Below are 23480 nucleotides of genomic sequence, written 5' to 3' on the forward strand. Positions count from 1 at the left end.
ACGCGCAACGTTGCCAGAACGGCTTGCTCGCGTGTTCAGAAGCTATTGTTACCACATCTTATCAATATGGGCAACAGAGCAAAAACGCCTGGTTATACCATCCCGATGATGGTCAGATCAGGTCAGCAAATGTTCTTTTTAATAGAACATTTTATGCAAATACATATATTTTACTGATTATTTAACACATGCTACTATCGAGATATCGATCATATTGTGAAGGAGGGAACGACAGTATGGACGTGTTGGTCAATAACCTAGCGCTGTTGGGGTATCTCCCACCACTGTTGTTGATGGCCGTGGCACTGCTCGCAGCCATCAATTTGTTGCCGTCGGCTCATCTAACATTTCAGATCGGACGGCTGATCGGGATCGGTTCATTCTTGCTCCTCCTCGGTATTGGGATCGTTGTCTTTACTTCTGGGCCAATAGTAAGTCCGCTCATCGGTGCTGGTGAGATTGGGCTTGTCGCCAGATTTGACGCACTGAGCGTCGTGATGTCGTGGTTGGTCATTGTATTGGGCACGCTCTTGATCCAGTTTAGCCGCAATTATCTCGATGGCGATCCACGCCAAAAGGTGTTTTTTCTTCGTCTCTATCTAACAATTGGTACAGTGTTATTGATGGTATCAGCCGGTAATCTCTGGCAACTAGTGCTGGCCTGGATTGGCACTAGTCTCGCCCTGCACGAATTGCTGGTATTCTACCCCGAACGTTCACGCGCCATCCGGGCCGCCCACAAAAAGTTTATCGTAGCGCGAATTGGCGACATCTGCCTTATCATTGCGGCAGTTCTCCTCGTCTGGGATTTTGGTACGACTGACATCGGCATGATCCGGGCTGCCGCGGCCTCAGCGCTCTCCACGGGCGTTATTCCGACCGGAGCAGCCATTGCTGCCATTTTAATCGTCATCACGGCAGCTTTGAAATCGGCGATGTTTCCCTTCCACGGTTGGCTGCTTGAGGTGATGGAGACACCTACGCCGGTTTCAGCACTGTTGCACGCCGGTCTACTGAATGCGGGCACCTTCCTGGTTGTCCGTTTCGGTGAACTGGTGTTTCTCTCTACTCCGGCACTGATCCTGCTGATCGTGATTGGTGGCTTTACCGCCATCTTCGCTTCATCGGCAATGATAACGCAGAGCAGCGTGAAGGTCTCACTGGCCTATTCCAGTGCTGCACACATGGCGTTTATGCTGATGCTGTGTGGGTTTGGTGCACACACAGTAGCGATTATGCACCTAATTGCACACTCGTGTTACAAGGCGCACGCTTTCCTGTCGTCGGGCAGCATTATTGAATACGTTCGCAACACCGGCATCCAAAAACTCGACAAAGTCCCCAATCCGTTACAGTTGCTGGTGAATATCGTGCTGGCGATTGCCATCTTCCTGACAGTTGCGACAGCACTGGGAATTGATGTTACCAAACGCCCCGCCGAGACAGCGATGATCACGATCTTCATGATCGCTGTTGCCTATCTGATCGTCAAAGGCACGACCGGTCAGGCTCCACTGTACGTTGCGAGTCGCACCATTGGTATGGCAACCCTGGTTACCATCGCCTTTTTCATCCTCGAAGTGGTCGCTGAAGCCGTGTTCGGTTCGGCGGTTGCTGTCTATCCACCACTCAATCCGCCTGCCTTCGCAATGGTGATTGCGTCGGTAATCGCGTTTGCGTTGGTCATGATCCTCAGCATCTACCTGCCGATCCTGAAGGATCGCCCGAGCTGGCGCACCTTCTATGTCCATCTCAAGAATGGTTTCTACGCTAACACGCTGTTTGACCGCTTCATCGATACGTTTCGTCTGGCCCGTTAACCGTTGAATGGTGAATACTCGCTTGCAATGGAGGTAATATCAATGACTCTCATTGAAACGCAGCCTTGCTCGCTGCCGGTGACCACGAAGCCAATCCACGACCTCACGACTGATGCGATTATCGCGGCAACAAAGCGCGCCGAGCAGCGTATTGCTCCGCTATGGCCATTACGCTACTTCGTGGCAGTCAATCCCTATCTAGGGCTGATCGATCACTCCTTTGCCGATGCTGCGCAGTTGCTGGCTCGACGAGCAGATGCCCGCATGACGGCACCCCGCGATTTTTACGCGCAGGCAATCAAGAGTGGGCGCATCACCGATGCCGATCTTGCCGCAGCAATTACCGACGAGAAGCTGACCTTCCCGGCCCCAGCAAGTGTCGCTGCACTGAAGGAATTCGCGTTCAGTAAAGACCCCGATCCAGTAACGGCACCACTTCCTACCATTGCTGATGTTGCAACTACTGTTACCGATATCAATTGGGCCGATTTTGTCACCGATGCGATCTCCACGTGGGCCGGCGCGTACTTCGATCTGGGTCAGTCCTACTGGCGCTCACCGTGGGCACAGTTGCCTGCCTACACTGCCTGGCGGGCCGAGGTCACTCACGACCGCACCGCTCAGACTCGTGGCGTGCATGGCATGGGCCGGACACTCCGCGAATTACCCGAAACAGCGCTTGAGACGATTGTCACTGCGGTGAAGATGCTTAACATCCCTGAGCATGGCCTGGAAGCGTATCTGCACCGACTGTTGCTGACTATTCACGGTTGGGCCAGCTATGCCCGCTATCTGCGCTGGGACGCAGAGCTCTATGGCGGTGAGAATCATACGCTGACCGACCTGCTGGCGATTCGCCTGGCGTGGGAGGTCGCACTCTGGCACAGTTTTGCCGACCGGGGTGTTGCCGAGGCGTGGCACAAGCGCAAGCATGAACTGAGTAATGAACAACTGACGGAAACAGCTCAGTATGCGCTGGCCGGCAACGTGCTGCTCCAACGTGCCTTCGAGAAGTCGTATCAGCGGCAATTATTTGCCCGTCTCGGTGCCAGACCGGTAACGACCCCGCAGCGCAAGCGAGTGCAGGCAGCATTCTGTATCGATGTACGCTCTGAAATCTTCCGACGCACCCTTGAAACGGTTACCAACGACATCGAAACTATTGGTTTCGCCGGGTTCTTCGGCTTTCCCATCGAGTATGTGCCACTGGCTGAAGTCCACGGTGGTGCCCAATGTCCGGTATTGTTGACACCTCAGTTTGTAATCACGGAAGCAGTCGATGGCGCATCGGCGAACGAGGTGGCAACGATAAGAGAGCGACGCGCCATGAGGCAGCAGGTTGCCAAGGCATGGCGCATGTTCAAATTCGCTCCGATCTCCTGTTTTGGCTTCGTTGGCCCGGTGGGACTGGCGTATCTGCGCAAGTTGGTGCTGGATACACTCGGCATCACCCGCCCGGTACCGCACCCTGCTCAGTTTGGCCTCGATGCCCGCACGCGCGAGCACGTGGCACCCAGTCTCGAACCGGGTCTGATTGGCGACCGACCTACTGGCATGACGCTGGAACAGCGGGTCGCTGCCGCCGCCGGTGCGCTCAAGGCAATGTCGCTGACCGACAACTTTGCCCGCATTGTCTTACTGGCCGGACACGGCTCAACAACGGTCAACAACCCGCACGCCACCGGTCTCGATTGTGGTGCCTGTGGTGGTCATACCGGTGAAGCGAATGTGCGGGTTGCCGTGCGTATTCTGAACGATCCGGCAGTACGGACCAAACTCAAGGAGCAGGGTATTGTCATTCCAAACGACACCGTATTTGTGGCTGCCCTGCACGACACTACCACCGACGACATCACCATCTTCGATAAGCATATGATCCCGGCCAGCCATGCCAACGATCTCAAGCGGTTAGAGACCGACCTGGCTGCCGCCGGTCGCCTGGCACGTGCCGAGCGTGCAGCTCTGCTCAAGATTGATCGCAAGGCCGATATTGATCGGCACGTGCGTCAACGCAGCAAAGACTGGTCGCAGGTACGACCCGAATGGGGATTGGCCGGCTGTGCGGCATTTATTGCCGCACCACGGGATCACACTGCCGGGATCAAACTCGATGGCCGTTCCTTCCTTCACTCGTACACCTGGCAGCAGGACAGCGACTTCAGCGTCCTGGAATTAATCATGACGGCACCGATGATTGTGGCCAGTTGGATCAACCTCCAGTACTACGGCTCGACCGTCGATAACCGGTTGTTCGGCAGTGGCAACAAAACGTTGCACAACGTTGTCGGCACACTCGGCGTACTTGAGGGCAATGCCGGTGACTTACGGGTTGGATTACCCTGGCAGTCAGTTCACGACGGAGAAAATTATGTCCACGAACCGATGCGGCTCCACGTTCTGATTGAAGCCCCCATCTCGGCGATGACAGCTATTATCGCCAAACACGAGCAGGTGCGGCACCTGCTCGATAACGGCTGGCTCTACATGTTTGCCCTTGATGAGCGGGGAGTCGTCACCCACAAGTACGCCGGCGATCTTCAGTGGGAACCGGTATAGGGCTCTATCCGGCGCACAGTATGCAACGAGAAATCCTGCCGCGTAGCCGAAACTGTGTGCCACAGCACAGGAACATACTACCTGTCTGAGTCTACAGCTCCTCATGCTCCTATGGTAGCAGCACGAGGAGCTGTCGGTCGTTGATGATACAGGTTTGGCGCAGTTACACGATGGCTACGCAATCATAGCTCCTGTATTTGCAAGAACACACTACGTCATATCAAATCTGTTGTAATAGCGTGCACAACCCGTAATCCGACAATCACCTCGGTATCATACCTGAACGCGAATGCACCGAACCAGCATTCCCGCTGCGCACGCGATGGCATCACGTTTCGGAGAGGATACCGTTACCAGACCGGATTGCCCGTCTCGCGTGACATGAAGTGCCGAGCCACACTGCCGCATCAGCCGTGATCACGATCAGACGCGAGTTGTAACGGCTTACCTTGCCGGTACGTGACCCTGGTGAAGAGGAAGCATGAACGCGGGCTGGAATGCCGCCCCAGGGAGAATTGCACTAGTGTAGCGCCGACAATCTAGCGAAGGGGCTGAGCATTGATAGTCGCAGTGATAAGGCACAGGATTGGTCAGGATTTTGGTATAAGGATATGGTTCCGCCAACTGTTGCACCCCGCCAGGCCACAAACATAACAAAGTAGCCCAGGCTCTTGCCTGAGCTATCCCTAAATAGCCATAGAATACTCACCTTGCGCGATATCTACTTCACTCTTTATCTACCTCCAAACAACCTACCCTCCCACCGGCAACTGAACAATAAACGTACTCCCGCGCCCCACTTCACTCTCTAGCGCAACACTGCCACCATGCGCTTCGACAGCAAGCCGACAGAAATAGAGACCCAGCCCGGTACCACGGCGCCGATCATGTTCGCGAGCCTGATAGAAGCGCTCAAAGATATGATGTTGCGCTTCAGGTGGTATTCCATAACCGGTATCACTGACTCGAATTTCAACTGTATGACCATCGTTGATGAGCTGAGCCATGATCCTGACTTCACCACCTGCCGGCGTAAACTTGATCGCATTCGAGACCAGATTGGCAATAACCCGTTCAATGAGATGATTATCCAGCACAATTGTTGGCAACTCTGCCGGTATTTCCACCCGTACTGTCGGTTGATCGGGATGCGCCAGTTGTCGGAACGGTTCACACACCGTCTTAATCAGAGTAACCAGATTGGTCGGCTGTAATTGCAAAGCCCAGCTACTGGTCTCCAGACGCGCCGTATCCAGCACGGTATCGATAAGACCGAGCAGGTAGTTGGAACTTTCCCGGGCAACTTCCAACAACTCCTGACGAGCACCGGCATCAAACCCCTGTCGCTCCAGTGCTTTCAGGCTAATCAGCAGCGTATGCAGCGGTGCCCGCATATCGTGTACGACCATGCGCGTTTGATCCTCGTGGTTCCGTAAACGCTCGCTCAGTGAGCGGTTGGTCAGGGCGAGCGTGATATGTTGGCGTGCCGCAAAATCGAGTGCCTGGTTAGCAATCTGCAAGAGGATGCTGGATGGTGGAGGTTGGAGTCGCAGGAGTGCAGCGCGCTGCATCATTGGAATGGCCCCATCGAGCAATTCACCAATTGCCAGCAAATCTTCTGGCGCACAACTCCAATGTGCATCGTGCAACTGCAAATCGGCATCACCTTCGAGTGGTTCCATCGGTATCGCGGCCAATGCGTAACCATACCGTGGCCCTAAACCGATAAGCGCCACCCCTTTGCCGCACGTAACCAGATTGCTGCGCTGAACCGGTAGATGGATATCCTGGAGTGCCAGATCTGCCCAATGACCACCACCGGCACCTGCCACTAACACCGAACCGCCTTCGCTCAGTGTGGTATAGCTTAATGCCTGTGCCAGTTGAATAAGAGCCGCTGGGGTATAGCCGCCTGCTACCCCCATGCGAAGACAGGCGCGTAGCTCCAGAATATCTGGCGTCGTCTTCTCTGCCTGCCTTCCACCGAGTTCACGTTGATTGCGCCCCCCCACGGTTCGTTCCTTCCTCGCTGCGTAGTCTGGCCTGAACTACCCTATTACGAGGCTGTTAAGCATCTGATTAAAAAGATCGAGTTGACGGTCGAAATTCTCCTCTGGTGCTTCAAACATGACCAGATATGTCCAGCCGGTATTTGGACTGGTGACCACGATTGCGACCACATAACTGTTGCCACCCCGCTGATTGGGGTAGACATACTCGATCTTCAGACCGTCGATACCGGCAGCACGAAAATCGGTTGTATCGACACGTAGCTCGCCATTTTGCCCGACCAGACGTTTGAGTTCTTCCATCAGGGTACGGGTAGCGACAGCCGGGTCACTGTCTATAAACTTATATACATCCACAACGACGTATACACCGTCATCATTTTCGCGGTGTGAGAAGATGATACGATCATCACCGGTATCAAATGCTCGCCACTCCTGCGGGTAGTCGATGGTAAAGCCTAATGTGCCTTCATAGCGTTGGAATCCGGCCTGCGATGTCCCGGGTGTTGGCACAACAACGTTACCTGAATCAACCGGAACACCGGTATTGTCTACAGTGACATCCACGTAATCATAGTGATAATTGCCGGAAATGTCGCGCACGAGAAAGCCCATCACGTAATTCCCGTTGAGTGTGGGGCCGCGTAGCGCCTTCATCGGCGCATCCCCGAAGGTGATAGTCTGACCCTCGAACCGATTCGCCTCCAACCCGCTGCCGGTATCGGTGTACGAGCGATAATAGGCAGTAAAGGTGTCACCTGCGCGCGGGATTAGCTCGAACGGCTGTGGCTCTTGCTTGCCGGCAGCCCGGGGAAAGCCCCAGATGCGCACCAATTGGGCTTCGTTGCCCTGGATTGAAAAGATGAGACCAGCGTTGATCTGCTCTCCGGTTGCCGTTGAGGTGTAGATGCCTTCGACGCCGTAGAACTCTGAACCGTACTTGATTGGGCCGAGTAAGACCTCAATCACGTCACTGCCATTGCTAAGATACCAGCTCGTCGCATCCCAGTTCAGACGTATATTATACTCGCCGGCGTCCCAATTTGGAACCTGGTTACCGGGAATCGTTCCAGGTGGATAGACAAAATCAACCAGGATCAGATCGACCGTATCACGCCGGTCGTTGGGAATGCCGATGAACTGGAAGACATAAGCAATATCGTTCCCGGCAACTGTCCCGGTGAGACTGGCCGGTTCATTGATACTCACTACCTCTCGATTGATCAGCAAGTCGCTGATGGTTGGCCGCTGGACAACAACATTACCGGCCTGATAGTAAGCGTTCAGGAACTCTTCCCATGCGGTAGCCCGTGGTAATGGCGACACCCGTTCATAGGCTTCAGCATAGAGATCGGCCAACTGCGGGAAGTAGATCGAAAGACCGCCGCTTTCACGATGATAGCGGCCTACGCCGTTGGCAATTCGCGCTGCTTCAATGGCACTCAAGAGCTGCCCTGCCTGTTCCGCGATAGCACTACTCGCGCCTTGCTGAGGGAGAAGATCGAGAAAATGCGGCAGATCAATGGCATTAAAATCTTCTGAGTAGGTGGGTGCGTAGACGTTGGTGAATGAGCGAGCCTGGCCGATGGCAGTATAGCTCTGCTGCACATCACGCTGGAGCGTTTGTGCCAATCCGTCGAGTTCCCTGATAATATCATTGATGCGCGTCAGATCAAACGCGGAGAGGGTTACTTCATCGGCACGGCTGCCTCGGAACGAATCCATATAGGTCTGCACAATAACCGATGCAATCGCCGCACCCTCCTGATCGGGATTAGCGACCAGTTGTTCGAGCCAGGCATCCCACGCCCAACCGCTATTCGGCTCCAGCTCGGCTGAAGCCACTGCGACTCGTCCATATGGTGCCACCGTTTGTAATACATCAATCTGTGCCATCAGACAGGCATCAAACCCGATCAGCTCGAAACCGCCGATCTGTGTGCGTTCCAGTGCATTTTGCAACGCTGAGCTAATCTCAGGTAAGTTCAACACATCACCATCGGTATCATCGCTGGCAATGCCCAACCACGACGCACCGTGATCCCAGAGAATGATCGCGTAGCGACGCGCCGGATAGGTCTCGATCCCCCAGATCAGGAAGTCGGTCAGTGTCGCCGGATCACCCATATTTTGCTCGCCAATATCAGCGAGCGCATTTGCCGGATCAGGCTCCATATCCCTCTCAACCCGGAAGCGCAGTGTTCCATCCCAATTATTGTAACGCTTATCGTCCCATGTTTCCGGTGAGCGGATGCGATCCATTTGGACAATAATATGAACCTGCTCCGTCGATCCTACTCGTGCCATTTCGAGAAAATCGTCAATGGCATCAGCTTCCAGGTTATTATCGCCATCAAGGTAGACGAGGATTGTCCAAACGGCAGCATCAGGTGGTGGCTCGCGAGTGGGAACGGTTGGCGGGGCTGTAGTAGGCAACGTGTTAACAATATTGCTCCCACCACTGTTATCCGGATTGTTACCACCACCGGCAATCGTTCCACCACGGTTAAGAAACATGACACCACCGACCACGGCTGCGGACAGGATGACACAGGTGAACAATCCACTTATCAGTAACCAGATTGGAAAGCGACGAGATTGTGATCGGGGTGGGGCAGCAGGTGGTGGGGTGGGTGGTAAGCGAAAACCACCATCAGATGGCGGTGCTGCGGGTAGTGGTTGCGCCGACCAGCCGGGCGCAGCCGGTGGCGTCGCAGGTGGTGGTTGCGCCGACCAGCCGGGCGCAGCTGGTGGCGTCGCAGGTGGTGGTTGCACCGACCAGCCGGGCGCAGCCGGTGGTGCTGCGGGTGGTGATGAGCCGACCGGCACCGTCGGATCGAGGCCGACAGCTAATTCTTCAAACCGAAAGCTCTCATCACCGATAGTAAATGTATCGCCGTTGCGTAATATCTGGCGCTGAACAGGTTGGCCATTCAGAAAAGTACCGTTGGAGCTTCCCAGATCGATCAGAAGATATACTTCGCCTTCACGGCGAATCTCGGCATGCCGACGGGATGCACGTTGACTGGCAATGATGACCATGTTTTCGGGGGCACGACCAAAGGTGATTGGAATTTCACCGAGCGGAATAGAGCGACCCACAAGGGAACCGCTTACCGCAACGACACGTGCTGTCATAGGGCTATTTCTCCGTGACGATGCGCAGATGCGTTCGCATTGTAGCACGCTATCAATACGTTGGATATAGGGAAAAGGTTACATCTGGTGAACATCTTTTTTACTTGGCTCCAAAGCAATGTTGCGATAGAGCAAATGAAGCGGATTGAACCCGGCCGGCGCCTTCTCGTAAAGAACTTTGACCGGCCTGCAACATTCCACCTTCTGACCGATCTCTTTCAGTTGCCTATCAGATATACTAGCAACCATGTTCTATTTAGCCGCGAAAGGAGCAAATCCTCGTGCAGCGTAGTGAGTTTTCTGTGGCTTCTGCCTATTCTTATGATCGACGCAGTGTTGCGCGTTGGCTCCTCTCGCATGCTGCTCGTTACTGGCCGTTTGTGTTAGGGTTTTATCTCTGTTTCATCACGGCATGGGCCGCCTATTCAGGTGCACAGGCGGTCATTGGTCGGGCTGCTGATGTACTCAGCGGCACTCCTGACTATGCTGCATTGACTGCTCTGGCCTTGGGAGTGCTGACGTTAATGGTTACCGATAGCATCAGCGCCCTGATCGGGAGTCTGTCCGCCGAGAATGTGGCAGCACGGGTTGAAGCTGATGTGCGCCAAGAGTTCTACGAGAGCCTTCTCGCGAAGAGTAAAGCGTTTCATGATCGGCAACGAGCCGGTGATTTGATGGCCCGCGCCACCGACGATACCAATCTGGTGGCCAATATGATCGTGCCCGGTGCAACCCTGATTTCAGAAACAGTGTTAGGAATTGTAGTTCCCCTCACTTTTATCTTCTTTACCGAGCCACGGTTGATGGTTGTGCCGCTGATTTTTGTGGTCGGTTATATCATCACGGCGCACCATTACTTGCGCCGCCTGATGCCGGTGATTCAGCGTCAGCGCGAACAGTATGGGCTGATGAATGCCGGTTTGGAAGAGACTATCAGCGGTATTGAAGTGGTAAAGGCTAGCGCTCGCGAGGCGCTCGAACGCTCGAAATACCTCCGCAATGCGCAACGCTTCCGCGATCTGTTTGTTGAACAGGGTCGGATCGAGGCTCGCTACTTACCATTGTTGCTGTTTGGCATTGCCTTGGGGGCACAATTCTTCCATGCTCTCTGGCTATACAGCATAGGTGACATCGGTTTAGGGCAGGTGGTTGCGGTCATTGGCTTGATGAATGTGTTGCGTTTTCCAACGTTTATTTCCCTCTTCGCCTTTTCGGTCTTTCAGGCCGGATTGGCTGGTGCGCGACGTATTCTCGCCATCATCAACGCTGAAACCGATCTCGATGAGAACCCGGATGGCTATCAGGCACCACTACGTGGCGAAATCACTTTTGAGCATGTCAGCTTCAGTTTTGCTGCCAACCCTGGTGAAGCAACCCATCAGGTGCTCCACGACATCTCGTTCCATATTCCTGCCGGGCAGACGGTCGCCATCGTCGGCCAGACCGGCAGCGGAAAGAGTGCACTCACCCAACTCGTTAACCGCACCTACGACGCTACCGCCGGACGAGTGTTGATTGACGGGGTTGATGTGCGTGACTGGAATCTCGATGCGCTACGTTCGCAGATCGGAAAAATCGAGCAGGATATTTTTCTCTTCTCGCGCACTATCGGCGAGAATATTGCGTTCGGCGCTCCGGATGCCACACCGGAGCAAATCGAAGCAGCAGCACGGGCTGCACAAGCCCACGAGTTTATCAGTCGCATGCCCCATGGGTACCAGACAGTGATCGGCGAACGTGGCGTTACCTTATCTGGTGGTCAGCGCCAGCGCATTGCGCTCGCCCGCGCCTTCCTTGCCAATCCGCGCATTCTCATCCTTGACGATAGCACCAGCGCGATTGATAGTGCGACTGAAGACGAGATTCAACGCGCGATTCGTCAGGCACAACAGGGCCGCACCGTATTGCTGATTACTCATCGCCTGGCTCAGATTCGGTGGGCCGATCAAATCCTCGTTCTCGACGGTGGGCGTTTGGTGGCATCCGGCACTCACGAAGAGTTGTTACATACATCATCCCACTATCGTCGTATCTTTGCCCGCTACGACCATACCACTACGCTGACCGATCCTGTTCGTTTAACAGAAGGGGCTGCATAGTATGGGTTTTCTGTTTGATGGTCTCGACGCCGAGGGTTACGACCGCAAATACAGTGATCGTGAACTGGTGCGGCGTATTCTGCGCTATTTTCGCCCACAAGCGCCCCGTATTATCACCGCAGCGCTCATGATCAGTGCAACGGCGCTGATCGAGGCGCTGATCCCGATCTTTATCTCGTACAGTATCGATGAGATACAGACGGCAACGTCGCTGGATCGGGTGGGTATCCTGGCCGGCGCACTGGCTCTGATTGCCTGTCTCTCGTGGGTATTTAACCTGATCCGCCAGACGATGTCGGTACGGGCGATTGGTGAAGTGGTGCTAGCAATGCGCCGCGATGCCGCCGATGCAGTTCTGGCCCGTGATCTGAGCTTCTACGATGAGTTTCCGTCCGGGAAGATTGTCAGTCGGGTCAACTCCGATACTGCCGCGTTTGCGCAGGTGATGACATTGACAATGGATTTGCTCAGTCGGCTCTTGCTGGTCGTGGTGCTAATCGGTTATCTGGCCAGTGTAAGCTGGTCATTGACCCTGATATTGCTGGGGCTGGCCCCATTGATCATCGGCGCAGCACTGGCCTTTCGCGCCATTGCCCGCCAGGTCATCACCGCATCGCGCCGGGTAAATGCTGAAGTCAGCAATCACATTCAAGAGACGGTGAGTGGTATTGGCGTGGCTAAAACCTTTCGCCAGGAGCAAGCCGTATACGCTGATTTCCTCGATGTGAATCAGAAGAGTCGACGGATCAATCTCCGCACGCGCTATACCTTTAGCAGCATCTTTCCGTTGCTCAACCTGCTGGCAGCAGTTGGGACAGCATTACTGGTCTATCTGGGTGGACAGGCTGTATATGCCGGTGAACTCACCACCGGAAGCTGGTTCCTGTTCATTCAAGGTCTGCAAAGCTTCTGGTTTCCGCTAACCAGTATCGCTTCGTTCTGGAGCCAGTTTCAGCTCGGTCTGGCAGCCGGCGAGCGGGTCTTTGCCCTGATCGATGCTGAACCGCGGGTAGTGCAGGTTGACCAGGTTGATCCCGGACATCTCCGCGGCGAGATCAGGTTTACCGATGTCGATTTTGCCTACAAGCCGGGGGAACCGGTATTGCGCCAATTCAACCTGCATATTAAGCCGGGTGAACGAGTGGCACTGGTGGGCCACACCGGTTCGGGCAAGAGTAGCATTGCCAAGCTGATTGCTCGTTTCTACGAATTTCAAGGTGGTCAGATTCAGATCGATGGCTACGATATTCGTCGTCTCGATCTGAATACCTACCGTGGTCAGCTTGGGATGGTGACCCAAACCCCCTTCTTGTTCGACGGTACGGTGCGCGAGAATATTCGTTACGGACGACCAGATGCTGACGATGAGTCGGTGATGGCTGCTGCACAGCGTGTCGGCAACGGCGACTGGCTGAGTAGCCTGCCAGCCGGTCTGGACACGCCGGTAGGCGAGCGTGGCAGTGGCCTGAGTATGGGCCAACGGCAACTAGTTGCTCTGGCACGAGTCTTGTTGCAAGACCCGGCGATTCTGATCCTTGATGAAGCAACGGCCAGTATTGACCCGCTCACCGAGGCATTGATCCAGGAGGGGCTTGATGAGGCAATGCGCGGACGTACCGCGATCATTATTGCTCACCGGCTAAGCACTGTGCGAGAAGTGGATCGGATCATCGTGCTCCGCCATGGCACCATTCTTGAACAGGGTACCCACGATCAGTTGCTAGCTGCCGGCGGGCATTATGCCGAGCTTTACAACACCTATTTTCGCCATCAGAGCATCGAATATATTGAGGCCGCCGGGCGGAGGGATGCGGCGTAGTGCCGGTTGGGAGGAAGTAGAAGGTTGGAAATAGGAGTAGGGGCGGGTTCTAAACCCGCCCCTCCACAACCCGCCCCTCCACAACCCGCCCCTACGGACGGACGTGCATGTGCCCGTTCACATTGCCACACGAGGGACGCGGCGAACGAGAGATCGGCGGGAGGTTAGGTCTTGAGCGGAAGCGATCCAGCGCCGCTGGTTCCCGCTCCCAGCGGGGGTGGGCTATGCATTACCCACGACTGGTGTCACCACGTGCGTATCAGCGGGTATGATCGCCATAGGTGCTGTTTTGAGCGACTGGCCCAGTGGCAGTGTGCCGCTCCAGTCGTACCAGCACGTGCTGGATGAATTGCCTTACCCGCTTGTCCTGCGCGTGTCGCGCAGTTTGGCGTGCGGCAGCATGGCTGCCGCACCAGCCGTGCTTGCGATCCGGCGCGTGGTACATCGTTCCCCATCCTGGTCATGGGGGTGCTGGATGAGATCGTGCCGATCATCGAGTCGGTCAGGCATAAATGCAATCCCTACGCGTAGACGGGTATGTTGCAAGCGATTCGTGCCTGCGCACCAGCGGCCACGGCCAGCCCCTGCCGGCGGTGGCGATGATGCCTCCACGCGGGCTGGAAGCCCGCGTCACGGGGAGCGCGTGCAGCCCGGCCTAACGCAGCGTGACATGTGGGTAATGCATAGGGGAGTAGGTGAGGGTGGGGGCGTGTCGCATACTACGACTGGACGCAGCATCACCATGACACGCTCGCCACACTTCATGCCGGCAAAGTACGCAAACCAGTTCGTGCACCTGTGCCGACTCACCAGTAATACGCCGGGAACACACCGACAGCGCACCGGCACGGGTCTGACCACCTGAACGAGGCACAGCGTCGGTCAGGATTTGATACTGCTCGTTTAACTGACCCCTACCAGATTATTCGTCTACCACCAGCGCCGACCGTTCCTGCAACGACTGAAGCGTCCATTGCCCGGCCCGCAACGCCTGAATGGCCTGCACAGCCGCCGCCGCCCCAGAGAGTGTCGTGAGCGTCGGCACACCATAGGTGATCGCTGCCCGCCGGATCGCCGCTTCGTCGAAGAAGCTTGCCTTGCCGAGCGGGGTGTTGACGATCAGCGCAATTTCGCCATTCTTGATGTAATCGACAGCATTTGGACGGCCTTCATTCACCTTGTAGATCGGTGTGACCTTCAGGCCGTGTTGCTGAAGGTACGCAGCAGTACCACTGGTTGCCAGCAAATTGAAGCCGAGTGCGGCCAGTTCGCGGGCAATCGGTAGCAATGTCGCTTTATCACGATCATTGACACTCAAGAAAGCGTTACCGCTCGGCGGCAGATGGCTACCACAGGCCATCTGGGCTTTGGCGAATGCCTCCCCGAAGGTCGCCCCGCTGCCCATCCCTTCACCGGTCGACTTCATCTCAGGGCCGAGCAGTGTGTCAACGCCACTAAACCGCGACCACGGCAGCACCACCTCTTTGACATGAAAGCGTTGCTCACTGCTGATGTCCAGGCGATAGCGGGGTGGATCAGGCAGGACGGGATGCGTAACATACACCTGATCCTGATCAACCTTAAGCCGGGCACCGGCTGCACACTGTACAGCCAGTTGCGCCCACGGCACACCGGTAGCCTTGGCAACGAAGGGTACAGTGCGCGATGCGCGCGGATTGACTTCCAGAACGTAGACAACCCCGTCTTTCATCGCGTACTGGATGTTCATCAGCCCGACCACTCCCAGCGCCCGCGCCAGCCGTTCCGTGTAATACCCCATGGTCACGACGTGCTCTTCCGCCACCATGTATGTGGGGATCACACAGGCACTGTCACCGGAATGAACACCGGCCAGCTCAATCTGTTCCATGATGCCGGCAATCACGACCGTATGACCGTCGCAGATGGCATCAACATCCATCTCGAAGGCATCCTCAAGAAAACGGTCAATGAGGACGGGGTATTCCGGTGAGGCAGCGACGGCCTCGCGCATGTAACGTTCGAGTGCGGCATCGTCGTAGACGATTGCCATTGCCCGTCCGCCGAGTACATAGCTCGGACGCACCACGACCGGATACCCAATCCGACGGGCGACAGTTAATGCCTCTTCCCACGAGGTCGCACTGCCATGCTCAGGAGCGGGAATATTCAACTCCTTCAACAACGCCCCAAAGCGATCCCGATCCTCGGCCAGATCAATCGCTTCAGGTGCGGTACCCCAGATGGGCACGCCAACTGCTTCGAGCGCCTGCGCCAGTTTGAGCGGTGTCTGACCACCGAACTGGATGATGACGCCGTCGGGACGTTCAACATCGACTACGTTGAGCACATCTTCCAGCGTGAGCGGCTCGAAATAGAGCCGATCTGCTGTGTCGTAGTCGGTGGAAACGGTTTCCGGGTTGCAGTTGACCATAATGGTCTCATAGCCAAGGGCACGCAGACCAAAGACGGCGTGGCTACAACAGTAATCGAACTCGATCCCCTGGCCGATCCGATTGGGGCCGGAGCCGAGAATGATCGCCTTTTTGCGATCAGTCGGTTCAGCCTCGTCTTCACTCTCATACGATGAGTAGAGATAGGGGGTAAAGGCTGGAAATTCAGCAGCGCAGGTATCTACCCGGTGATAGGTAGGCCGGATGCCCAGCTCTAGCCGGCGTTGGCGAACAGCAAACTCGGCAGACCAGCGCTGCGGGCCGGCAGGCACGCGCAGGAGATGAGCCAGTTGCGCATCGCTGAATCCCATCCGTTTGGCCTGACGGAGCAGATCGGGCGGAATGGTTGCCAGATCGAACGCCCGCAGACGTCCTTCCAGATTAACAATCTGTTCGAGCTGACGGATAAACCATAGATCGATCTTGGTCAGATTGCTAATTTGCTCCACCGACATCCCACTCTGCAAGGCGTAGCGGATGTAAAACATGCGGTCAGGATGCGGGGTAATCAACCGTTCACGCAGCCGTTCCGGCTCAATCGCATCACGGCCATCTGCACCCCAGCCGGCACGTCCCTGTTCGAGCGAACGCCAGGCTTTCTGGAACGCTTCAGCGAAGGTACGCCCAATTGCCATCACTTCACCGACCGATTTCATCGACGTAGTGAGAGTCTGATCGGCCTGGGGGAACTTCTCGAACGTAAACCGCGGAATCTTCACCACCACATAGTCGAGGGTCGGTTCAAACGACGCTGGTGTCTCGCGGGTGATGTCATTGGGCAGCTCATCGAGGGTATAGCCAACGGCCAGCTTGGCCGCGATCTTGGCGATGGGGAAGCCGGTCGCTTTCGAGGCCAGCGCCGACGAGCGTGACACACGAGGGTTCATCTCAATCACGTAAATACGCCCATCGGTTGGCGACACGGCAAATTGTACGTTCGAGCCACCAGTTTCCACGCCAACCGCCCGCAACACTGCCAGCCCCATATCGCGCATGCGCTGATACTCGCGGTCGGTGAGCGTCATCGCCGGCGCCACGGTAATGCTATCACCGGTATGGACACCCATCGGGTCGATGTTCTCAATGGAACAGATGATCACGCCGTTATCGTTCCGGTCGCGCATCACCTCCAGCTCAAACTCTTTCCAGCCCAGTACGCTCTCTTCAATCAAGACCTGTGATACCGGTGAGGCATCGAGTCCGCGTTCAACAATGGCGCGGAACTCTTCCATATTGTAGGCAATACCACCACCTTCACCACCCAGCGTAAACGAGGGGCGAATAATGGCCGGAAAACCGGTTTGTGCCACAATGGCTAACGCTTCCTCAAGCGTGGTCGCCGTCCCTGAACGTGGCACCTGTAACCCAATTTCAATCATTTTGTCTTTGAAGCGTTGCCGATCTTCGGCGATACGTACCGCTTCGACAGAGGCGCCAATCAGTTCTACGCCATACTTCTCCAGGATACCGGCCTCGTGGAGAGCCACTGCCAGATTCAGCGCCGTCTGCCCACCAACAGTAGGCAGAATCGCATCTGGTCGTTCACGGGCGATGATCCGTTCAAGGCTGGGAACAGTCAAAGGTTCAATATACGTTGCATCGGCCAGGCCGGGATCGGTCATGATCGTAGCCGGATTCGAGTTGACCAGAACGACACGATACCCTTCTTCACGTAACGCCTTACAAGCCTGGGTGCCGGAATAGTCGAACTCACAGGCCTGACCAATCACAATTGGGCCAGAGCCGATGATCAGGATGGTATGTAAATCGGTGCGCTTTGGCATCTTCTCTCAAACTCCTCCGCGGTGGACATATGTGTGCGCCCCGGCGACGCTGCCTGATTATACAGCAGATCGACCGGTACGGCAGCACGGTGGCGAAACGGGGGATAAGGCAACACAAACATTGTCATCAGACGATCCAGCTTGCGATAATTCATTGTGCGATGTGGCACATGCTTTATTGAGGGGTGAGATCACGTTTCAGAGCAGATACCATTGCCAGACAGGGTTTCCTGTGTCGCAACGTGTGGAGTGCGGCAGCGTGGCTGCCGCGCCAGCCGTGCTCACGATCAGGCGCGGAACACAGAGGCACTATGCGTAAAGAGCAGGTCCATCAGGCTGATCCATCCGTGATGAGCTTGCGCGTGAGCGGTGATGCGGATCGGGGAGCAGTGGTACAGATGTCGGACAAGCGAGGGAATGGTTGTTGGAAGGCTTCTCCAATGACCCGTAAAAATAAATACAGGTAGCACATTGGATTGTGTTCCCTGTATTCCTCATAAGATATGGCGGGCAGGGTGGGATTCGAACCCACGACAGCGTTGCCGCTGTACGGCATTTCCAGTGCCGCGCACTAGACCAACTATGCGACCTGCCCTTTTCTACCGGTGAAACAGACCCTGTTCGAGCGGAACATGACAGGTATACCGATAAGGATTGGCTGCCTGATCCGTCACAGTGGGTCTCATGCATTTCACCTAGATACCATAGCATCCGGTATTTGTCAACTTGTGCGATGTGATGATAGTGCGATAGTAGTGCCCCCTCTGACCAGAAAGCGGGGTCACCACGACACCCCTCTGTGCCCTCCGTGTCTCTGTGGTGCATAGCCATCAGCACACGGGTATCTGATTGAATGCATCCGACGATATCATAATATGTCAATGACAGGTAAGGATACCAAACGTTAGTCTAAACGCCGTGCAAGTAATGCATCCACCTTTTCACGGAAGCGGTTGAAATCAATTGGCTTAGTCTCGAAATCATCACAACCTGCAACCATAGATCGAATCCGATCTTCATTCATCGCGTATGCTGTGAGCGCTAGAACAGGAATGTGTCTAGTTGTCGGTTGCGATTTAATGCGGTGAGTTGCCTGCCAGCCATTAAGTACCGGCAGACCCATATCCATGACGATCAAATCAGGTTGCTCACTACGTGCCAAGGCAACGCCCTGCGCACCATCGGTTGCCAAGATTGGCTGATGTCCCATGAGTTCAACAATACGTGCGATCAAGTCCCGATTGTTGCTATCATCTTCCACTATCAGAATTTTTGCCATAGGTTTCCTCGGTAACACCGTGATAATAAGAGATTATCCCGACATCGTACTATCAGCAGAGGTTGAGCGAACGTGCGTCAACATATTGCGAATATGAGTAATGAGCGTCTCTATATCTAACTCAGCCTTATGCTGAATGGCATCCACGCTTGCCGCCAGTTGCTGTCGCTCATCGGTAGACAAGTCACGAGCAGTCATCAAGATCACCGGAATAGTCTGACCAACCGGATCAGTGCGCAACTGAGCAAGGAATTGCAAGCCATTAAGTTTCGGCAACATGTAGTCTAACAGGATCAATCCTGGTGGTCGAGCCAGAGCTGCGGCAAGACCAACCTCGCCATCAAAGGTTACTTCAACCGACCAGCCAGCAGTGCGTAACGTTCGTTCCAGCAGTTCAGCCAACCGCTGATCGTCGTCAACCAGCAGGATGTGATCGGCAGCGGATGTGGCTTGAGGTCGACAGTAGCGTTTAACCACCTCCAGGAGAGTTTCAAGTGCAACTGGTTTAACGAGATACTCGGCAATGGGAAAGGTAATACTGCGCCGTGATTGCTCATCGATAGTCAATACAACTATCGGAATGTTGGTTAATTCAGGATTATCGCGCAGGCGGGCCAGAACTTCCAGACCATGAAGATCGGGCAGTTTTAGATCGAGAATAATCAGGTCGGGCACAAGATCAGTTGCTAGGCGTAAGCCTTCAATGCCGGTTGTCGCTGTCACAACATGCGCCTCACCCGGCGCCATGAGGCGCTGAATCATCGTGCCGACCGTCGGATCGTCATCAATGACAAGAATGATGGCATTACTTATCGGCACTACTGGTACCGATTTGTCAATGGTAACCGGTTGCTCACTCGTCACTTGAGAAGAAAGTTCATCTATATCCGATGTAGACGTTATGAAAGAATTGGAGAGGGTAGCAGGAATTTCCATTGTAAAGGTTGAACCGACACCAACAGTACTCTCCATCGTAATCCGGCCCCCGATAAGCTCACAGAGCCGCTGGCTCAATGCCAGGCCCAAGCCGGTACCACCGTATTTACGGGTTGGCGAGTCATCGACTTGCGAAAATGCTTTAAATAACTTATCTTGCTTGTCAGCCGGAATACCGATACCGGTATCGGTAACTACAAACCGGAACCAGGTTTGATGATCCTGTTGATACCGGCTGACGCTCAGGGTTACCTCACCGTCTTCGGTAAACTTGGCTGCATTGCTGAGGAGATTAATGAGAGCCTGACGCACTTTGGTGGCATCATTGCCGAGGATGCCAATATCCGGTGGACAATGGACGTGTAACCGGTTACGATTTTTCTCGATTTGAGGAATGATCGTATTCACGGCAGATCGTACAAGATCGGCCACATCCGCATACTCGACACTCACTGTCATCCGACCGGCTTCGATCTTCGAGATATCGAGAATATCATTGATAAGGGCAAGTAGATGAGTACCGGCTGCCCGAATACGCTCAACATCGTGCGCCACCGTGTCGTATATCCCTTTGCTCACCAGTTGTTCCAGAAGCTGACTATAGCCAATAATTGCCGTCAACGGGGTACGCAACTCATGGCTCATCGTAGCGAGGAACGTACTTTTGGCCTGCGAAGCAGCCTCAGCAGCATCACGCGCCTTGATCAATTCTTGTTCGATTCGACGGCGCTCCTGAATTTCAGCTTTCAAATTTGCCGTTTGACGGACAATCTCCGTATTGCGCGTGCGTAACTGGTGCATCATCGTGTTGAAGGATCGGGCAACCTGAGCCAGTTCACGTTCAGGTGGTACAGGTAAGGGGCGCGATAAATCACCACTTCCGATCCGTTCAGCCCCCTGCTGTAACTCCGCCAATGTGTGGAAAACAAAGTGGTTGAGCAGATAGTTGACGGTGAGCACCATAACGACACCAAAGATTATCAAGCTAAATGTAAAGATAGTGCTAGCCCGGGTTGACAATTCGGTAGCTTCTGCTTCAGGAATTTCGGCAAACAACTGCCACGGTGTGCCGGGGATAGCAAGTGTTACCCCAAGCGTCTTCTCACCGAAGAGATTAATATAGAACCGTTGTACGCCATCAGGAGGAAAGCTACGAAATTCAGGGCGATCACTAATCGATGTATACGAGAGGGCAAGTTGCGGATTAGGGTGTGCGATGATGGTGCCATATTCATCGACAATATACGCATTGCCGGTGCGCCCAAATCGAATCGCTGCTACCGTTTCCCAGAGCAAATTTGCCCGCAATCGACTGGCAACAACACCACCATCACTGGCCGGTACTGCCATAATAAGATAGGGTTCGCTATCGGCAGTGATGTAGAGAGGGCTAAGATAACTCTTACCACTGCGTGCCTCGCGAAACCAGTTGGAGAGTGGTATGGTGACGAGGTCAGCCAGCAGTGCGCGATCACGTGTCGCCGAGGCGATAATCTGACCATCTGGATCGACCCGGACAATTTCCACCCACGCCGGTATCCGGTTGAGAAGATCAGAAGCCAGGTCGGGCGACTGGCGGATCTGTTCAGCCGAGAGAGAACCGAGCAGTACCAGCGTATCTTCAACCCGCAGCAAAAAATCATCAATGATACGCACCGCATTCTGCGCCGCTTCGCGTTGACGACCCGCCCATCCCTCTTGTTCAATCGACTCGATAAACCGAAAAAGACCACAGGCGGCGATCAGGAGAATTGCCGTTAGCATGAGGCTCGTAAAGAGCACCAGTTTGGCTTGCAAGCTGGTGTTAAAGTGAGTAAACAAGTGGTGTAGGCGACGACGCAGGGAGTGCACAGATCACCTCGTAGTGATACTCTCTAATTCTTGCCAGAGTTGATGACGATAAGAGAGGATGGCCGGTGGTAGTTCTTCCAGATATTCGACGTTCATCAGATCGGTTCCACTGGGAAAGATCCAGGGATGATCACGCAACGCTGGATCGATGAATTGCGCCGCATATTCATTCGCAGTAGCAACAAATATCTCGTTGGTAATCAGGGCACTCATTTCTGGGCGCAAGACAAAATCGATAAACTGCCACGCCAGTGACTTGCGAGTGCTACTGGCCGGCACAACAAATGTATCGATCCAGAGCATGACTCCTTCTTCTGGTAATACAAACTCAACCGCCGGATTGAGCGACTTTGCTTCCAGTGCATCAAACGCCCAGCCATACACAATCGGATAGGTGCCATCAGCCAACAATATTGCGGCATTAGGCATCGTGGGATCGAGTGCAATAATAACAATACCAGGTAGTAAATCACGAATGCGTTCGGCAGCCTGATCCAGGATGGCTGGATCGGTTGTGTCCAAAGGCTGGTCGATCGATTTGAGGGCAATAGCAAACAAGTCATCTTCTGTCACCCACATGGCAATCTTACCGGCCAGAGAAGGATACCACAGATCGGCCCAGCGCGTCACCGGTCGCCCAAGTAAATCGGGACGTATCACCAATCCATCAAACCCCCACTGATGGACGATTGAATGTTTCCCACCGGGATCGTAACTCAGATCGCGAAAACTTGCACTGACGTAGCAGAAATTGGGAATCTAACGATCATCGATCGATGCAAGCATGCTATCCCTGATCAATTGCAGCCCAGGAAAACTATCCATTACTACCGGGGCGTAATCAGCACCGGCCCCATTTGCTCAATAACAGCAGGCTGTTCTTCATAGATACGATGCTCAAATCTAACCCCAGTCTCAGCCTGGAAGGCATCCAGAATCGCCTGCGGCATATAGCCGGCCCAACTCGTAATGACCAATCTGTCTGCTACAGGCGCAGATGCTGATGTGCTACAGGCAACCAACGTGAGTAACAACAAACATAGTGTTAGTGGTCGTATCATACATTTACGGTTTTGCTGATATGAAGACTGCGTATATGTCATTATGTATTGCTTGCGTTGTAGGGTCAAGTAGCAATTCTATCTCAGCGTTCTGTAAGGCATCACCGGATGGAAAAATAGCCGGGTTGTTACGGAGTGCAGGATCAATCAGTGGATAGGCTACTTCGTTACCGGTTGCTACCGCCAGTTCATTCGTTACAAGTGCACTCATCTCGGGTCGTAACACGAAATCGATAAAGCGTTCGGCCAGTGCCTTGTTTGAACTAGTGGTCGGAATGACAAAGTTGTCAAACCAGAGAATGGTACCCTCAGCAGGTATGATATATGCGATATTCTCGTCCTGCGCCTGAGCATCAAATGCGTCATACGTCCAACCGAGCACAACCACATGCTCGTTAGACAGGAGATAGGGCGTCACAACCTCATCCCCTGCCTGGGTCAGGGTTACCCGGCGAGCCAGTTCGGCAGCCCGTTCGCGAGCCAGAGCAAGTTGGCCGGGATCGATGATATTGATTGAATAGCCAAGCGATTTTAATAACACATTGATTGTATCGTGGGGAATTGGCCAGAGCACAATCTTCTCTCTCAAATCCGGTTCCCACAGATCGGCCCAACGTGTGACGGGTTGTTCAACCAGATGGTACGTACCAGTAAGCCGGTTGACCCCCATTGACAGACGATTGAATGGCGTCCCCC

General features: G+C 54.4%; 12 protein-coding genes and 1 tRNA gene. 5 read left to right on the top strand and 8 right to left on the bottom strand.

All coding sequences use genetic code 11. The features are described from left to right. From VAE55_RS12225 to VAE55_RS12235, 3 genes are all read left to right on the top strand, one after another. Nucleotides 1-185: hypothetical protein (locus VAE55_RS12225; RefSeq protein ID WP_322816059.1), on the top strand; the 185-nt coding region annotated here is incomplete at its 5' end. 51 nt (nt 186-236) lie between these two features. Further along, nucleotides 237-1820: a proton-conducting transporter membrane subunit gene (locus VAE55_RS12230; RefSeq protein WP_322816060.1), complete on the top strand. Its 1584-nt coding sequence runs from the start codon at nt 237-239 to the stop codon at nt 1818-1820. Nucleotides 1821-1862: 42 nt separating this feature from the next. Next, the gene (locus VAE55_RS12235) at nt 1863-4376 is read left to right on the top strand and encodes a DUF2309 domain-containing protein (protein WP_322816061.1); all 2514 of its coding nucleotides are present in this window, start codon (nt 1863-1865) and stop codon (nt 4374-4376) included. Between the two features lie 752 nt (nt 4377-5128). On the opposite strand, the gene VAE55_RS12240 is transcribed toward VAE55_RS12235, so the two are convergent. Beyond that, entirely contained in the window at nt 5129-6388 is a 1260-nt protein-coding gene (locus VAE55_RS12240; RefSeq protein WP_322816062.1) for a HAMP domain-containing sensor histidine kinase, read from the bottom strand. 36 nt (nt 6389-6424) lie between these two features. After that, entirely contained in the window at nt 6425-9523 is a 3099-nt protein-coding gene (locus tag VAE55_RS12245; protein ID WP_322816063.1) for a clostripain-related cysteine peptidase, read from the bottom strand. Nucleotides 9524-9804: 281 nt separating this feature from the next. Between VAE55_RS12245 and VAE55_RS12250 the strand changes: the two genes are divergently transcribed. After that, nucleotides 9805-11622 (top strand): ABC transporter ATP-binding protein, encoded by a 1818-nt coding sequence (locus VAE55_RS12250; RefSeq protein ID WP_416181194.1) that lies wholly within the window; start codon nt 9805-9807, stop codon nt 11620-11622. Between the two features lies 1 nt (nt 11623). Next, entirely contained in the window at nt 11624-13441 is a 1818-nt protein-coding gene (locus VAE55_RS12255; protein WP_322816065.1) for an ABC transporter ATP-binding protein, read from the top strand. 922 nt (nt 13442-14363) lie between these two features. Here the strand turns inward: VAE55_RS12255 and carB are convergent. From carB to VAE55_RS12285, 6 genes are all read right to left on the bottom strand, one after another. After that, nucleotides 14364-17657: a carbamoyl-phosphate synthase large subunit gene (carB, locus tag VAE55_RS12260; RefSeq protein ID WP_322816066.1), complete on the bottom strand. Its 3294-nt coding sequence runs from the start codon at nt 17655-17657 to the stop codon at nt 14364-14366. Nucleotides 17658-18161: 504 nt separating this feature from the next. Beyond that, nucleotides 18162-18252: transfer RNA gene (locus VAE55_RS12265), tRNA-Ser, on the bottom strand. A gap of 309 nt (nt 18253-18561) precedes the next feature. Further along, nucleotides 18562-18936, bottom strand: a complete 375-nt coding sequence (locus VAE55_RS12270) for a response regulator (RefSeq protein WP_322816067.1) — start codon at nt 18934-18936, stop codon at nt 18562-18564. Nucleotides 18937-18969: 33 nt separating this feature from the next. Next, nucleotides 18970-21636 carry a response regulator gene (locus tag VAE55_RS12275; protein WP_322816068.1) on the bottom strand — a complete coding sequence of 889 codons (2667 nt, stop codon included), beginning with the start codon at nt 21634-21636 and terminating at the stop codon, nt 18970-18972. A gap of 90 nt (nt 21637-21726) precedes the next feature. Then, on the bottom strand, nt 21727-22383 hold the full coding sequence (locus VAE55_RS12280; RefSeq protein ID WP_322816069.1) for an extracellular solute-binding protein: 657 nt from the start codon (nt 22381-22383) through the stop codon (nt 21727-21729). A gap of 405 nt (nt 22384-22788) precedes the next feature. Beyond that, on the bottom strand, nt 22789-23480 hold a 692-nt coding region (locus tag VAE55_RS12285), incomplete at its 5' end, for an ABC transporter substrate-binding protein (protein ID WP_322816070.1).

Source organism: Chloroflexus sp., from assembly GCF_034432675.1.
Lineage (GTDB): Bacteria > Chloroflexota > Chloroflexia > Chloroflexales > Chloroflexaceae > Chloroflexus.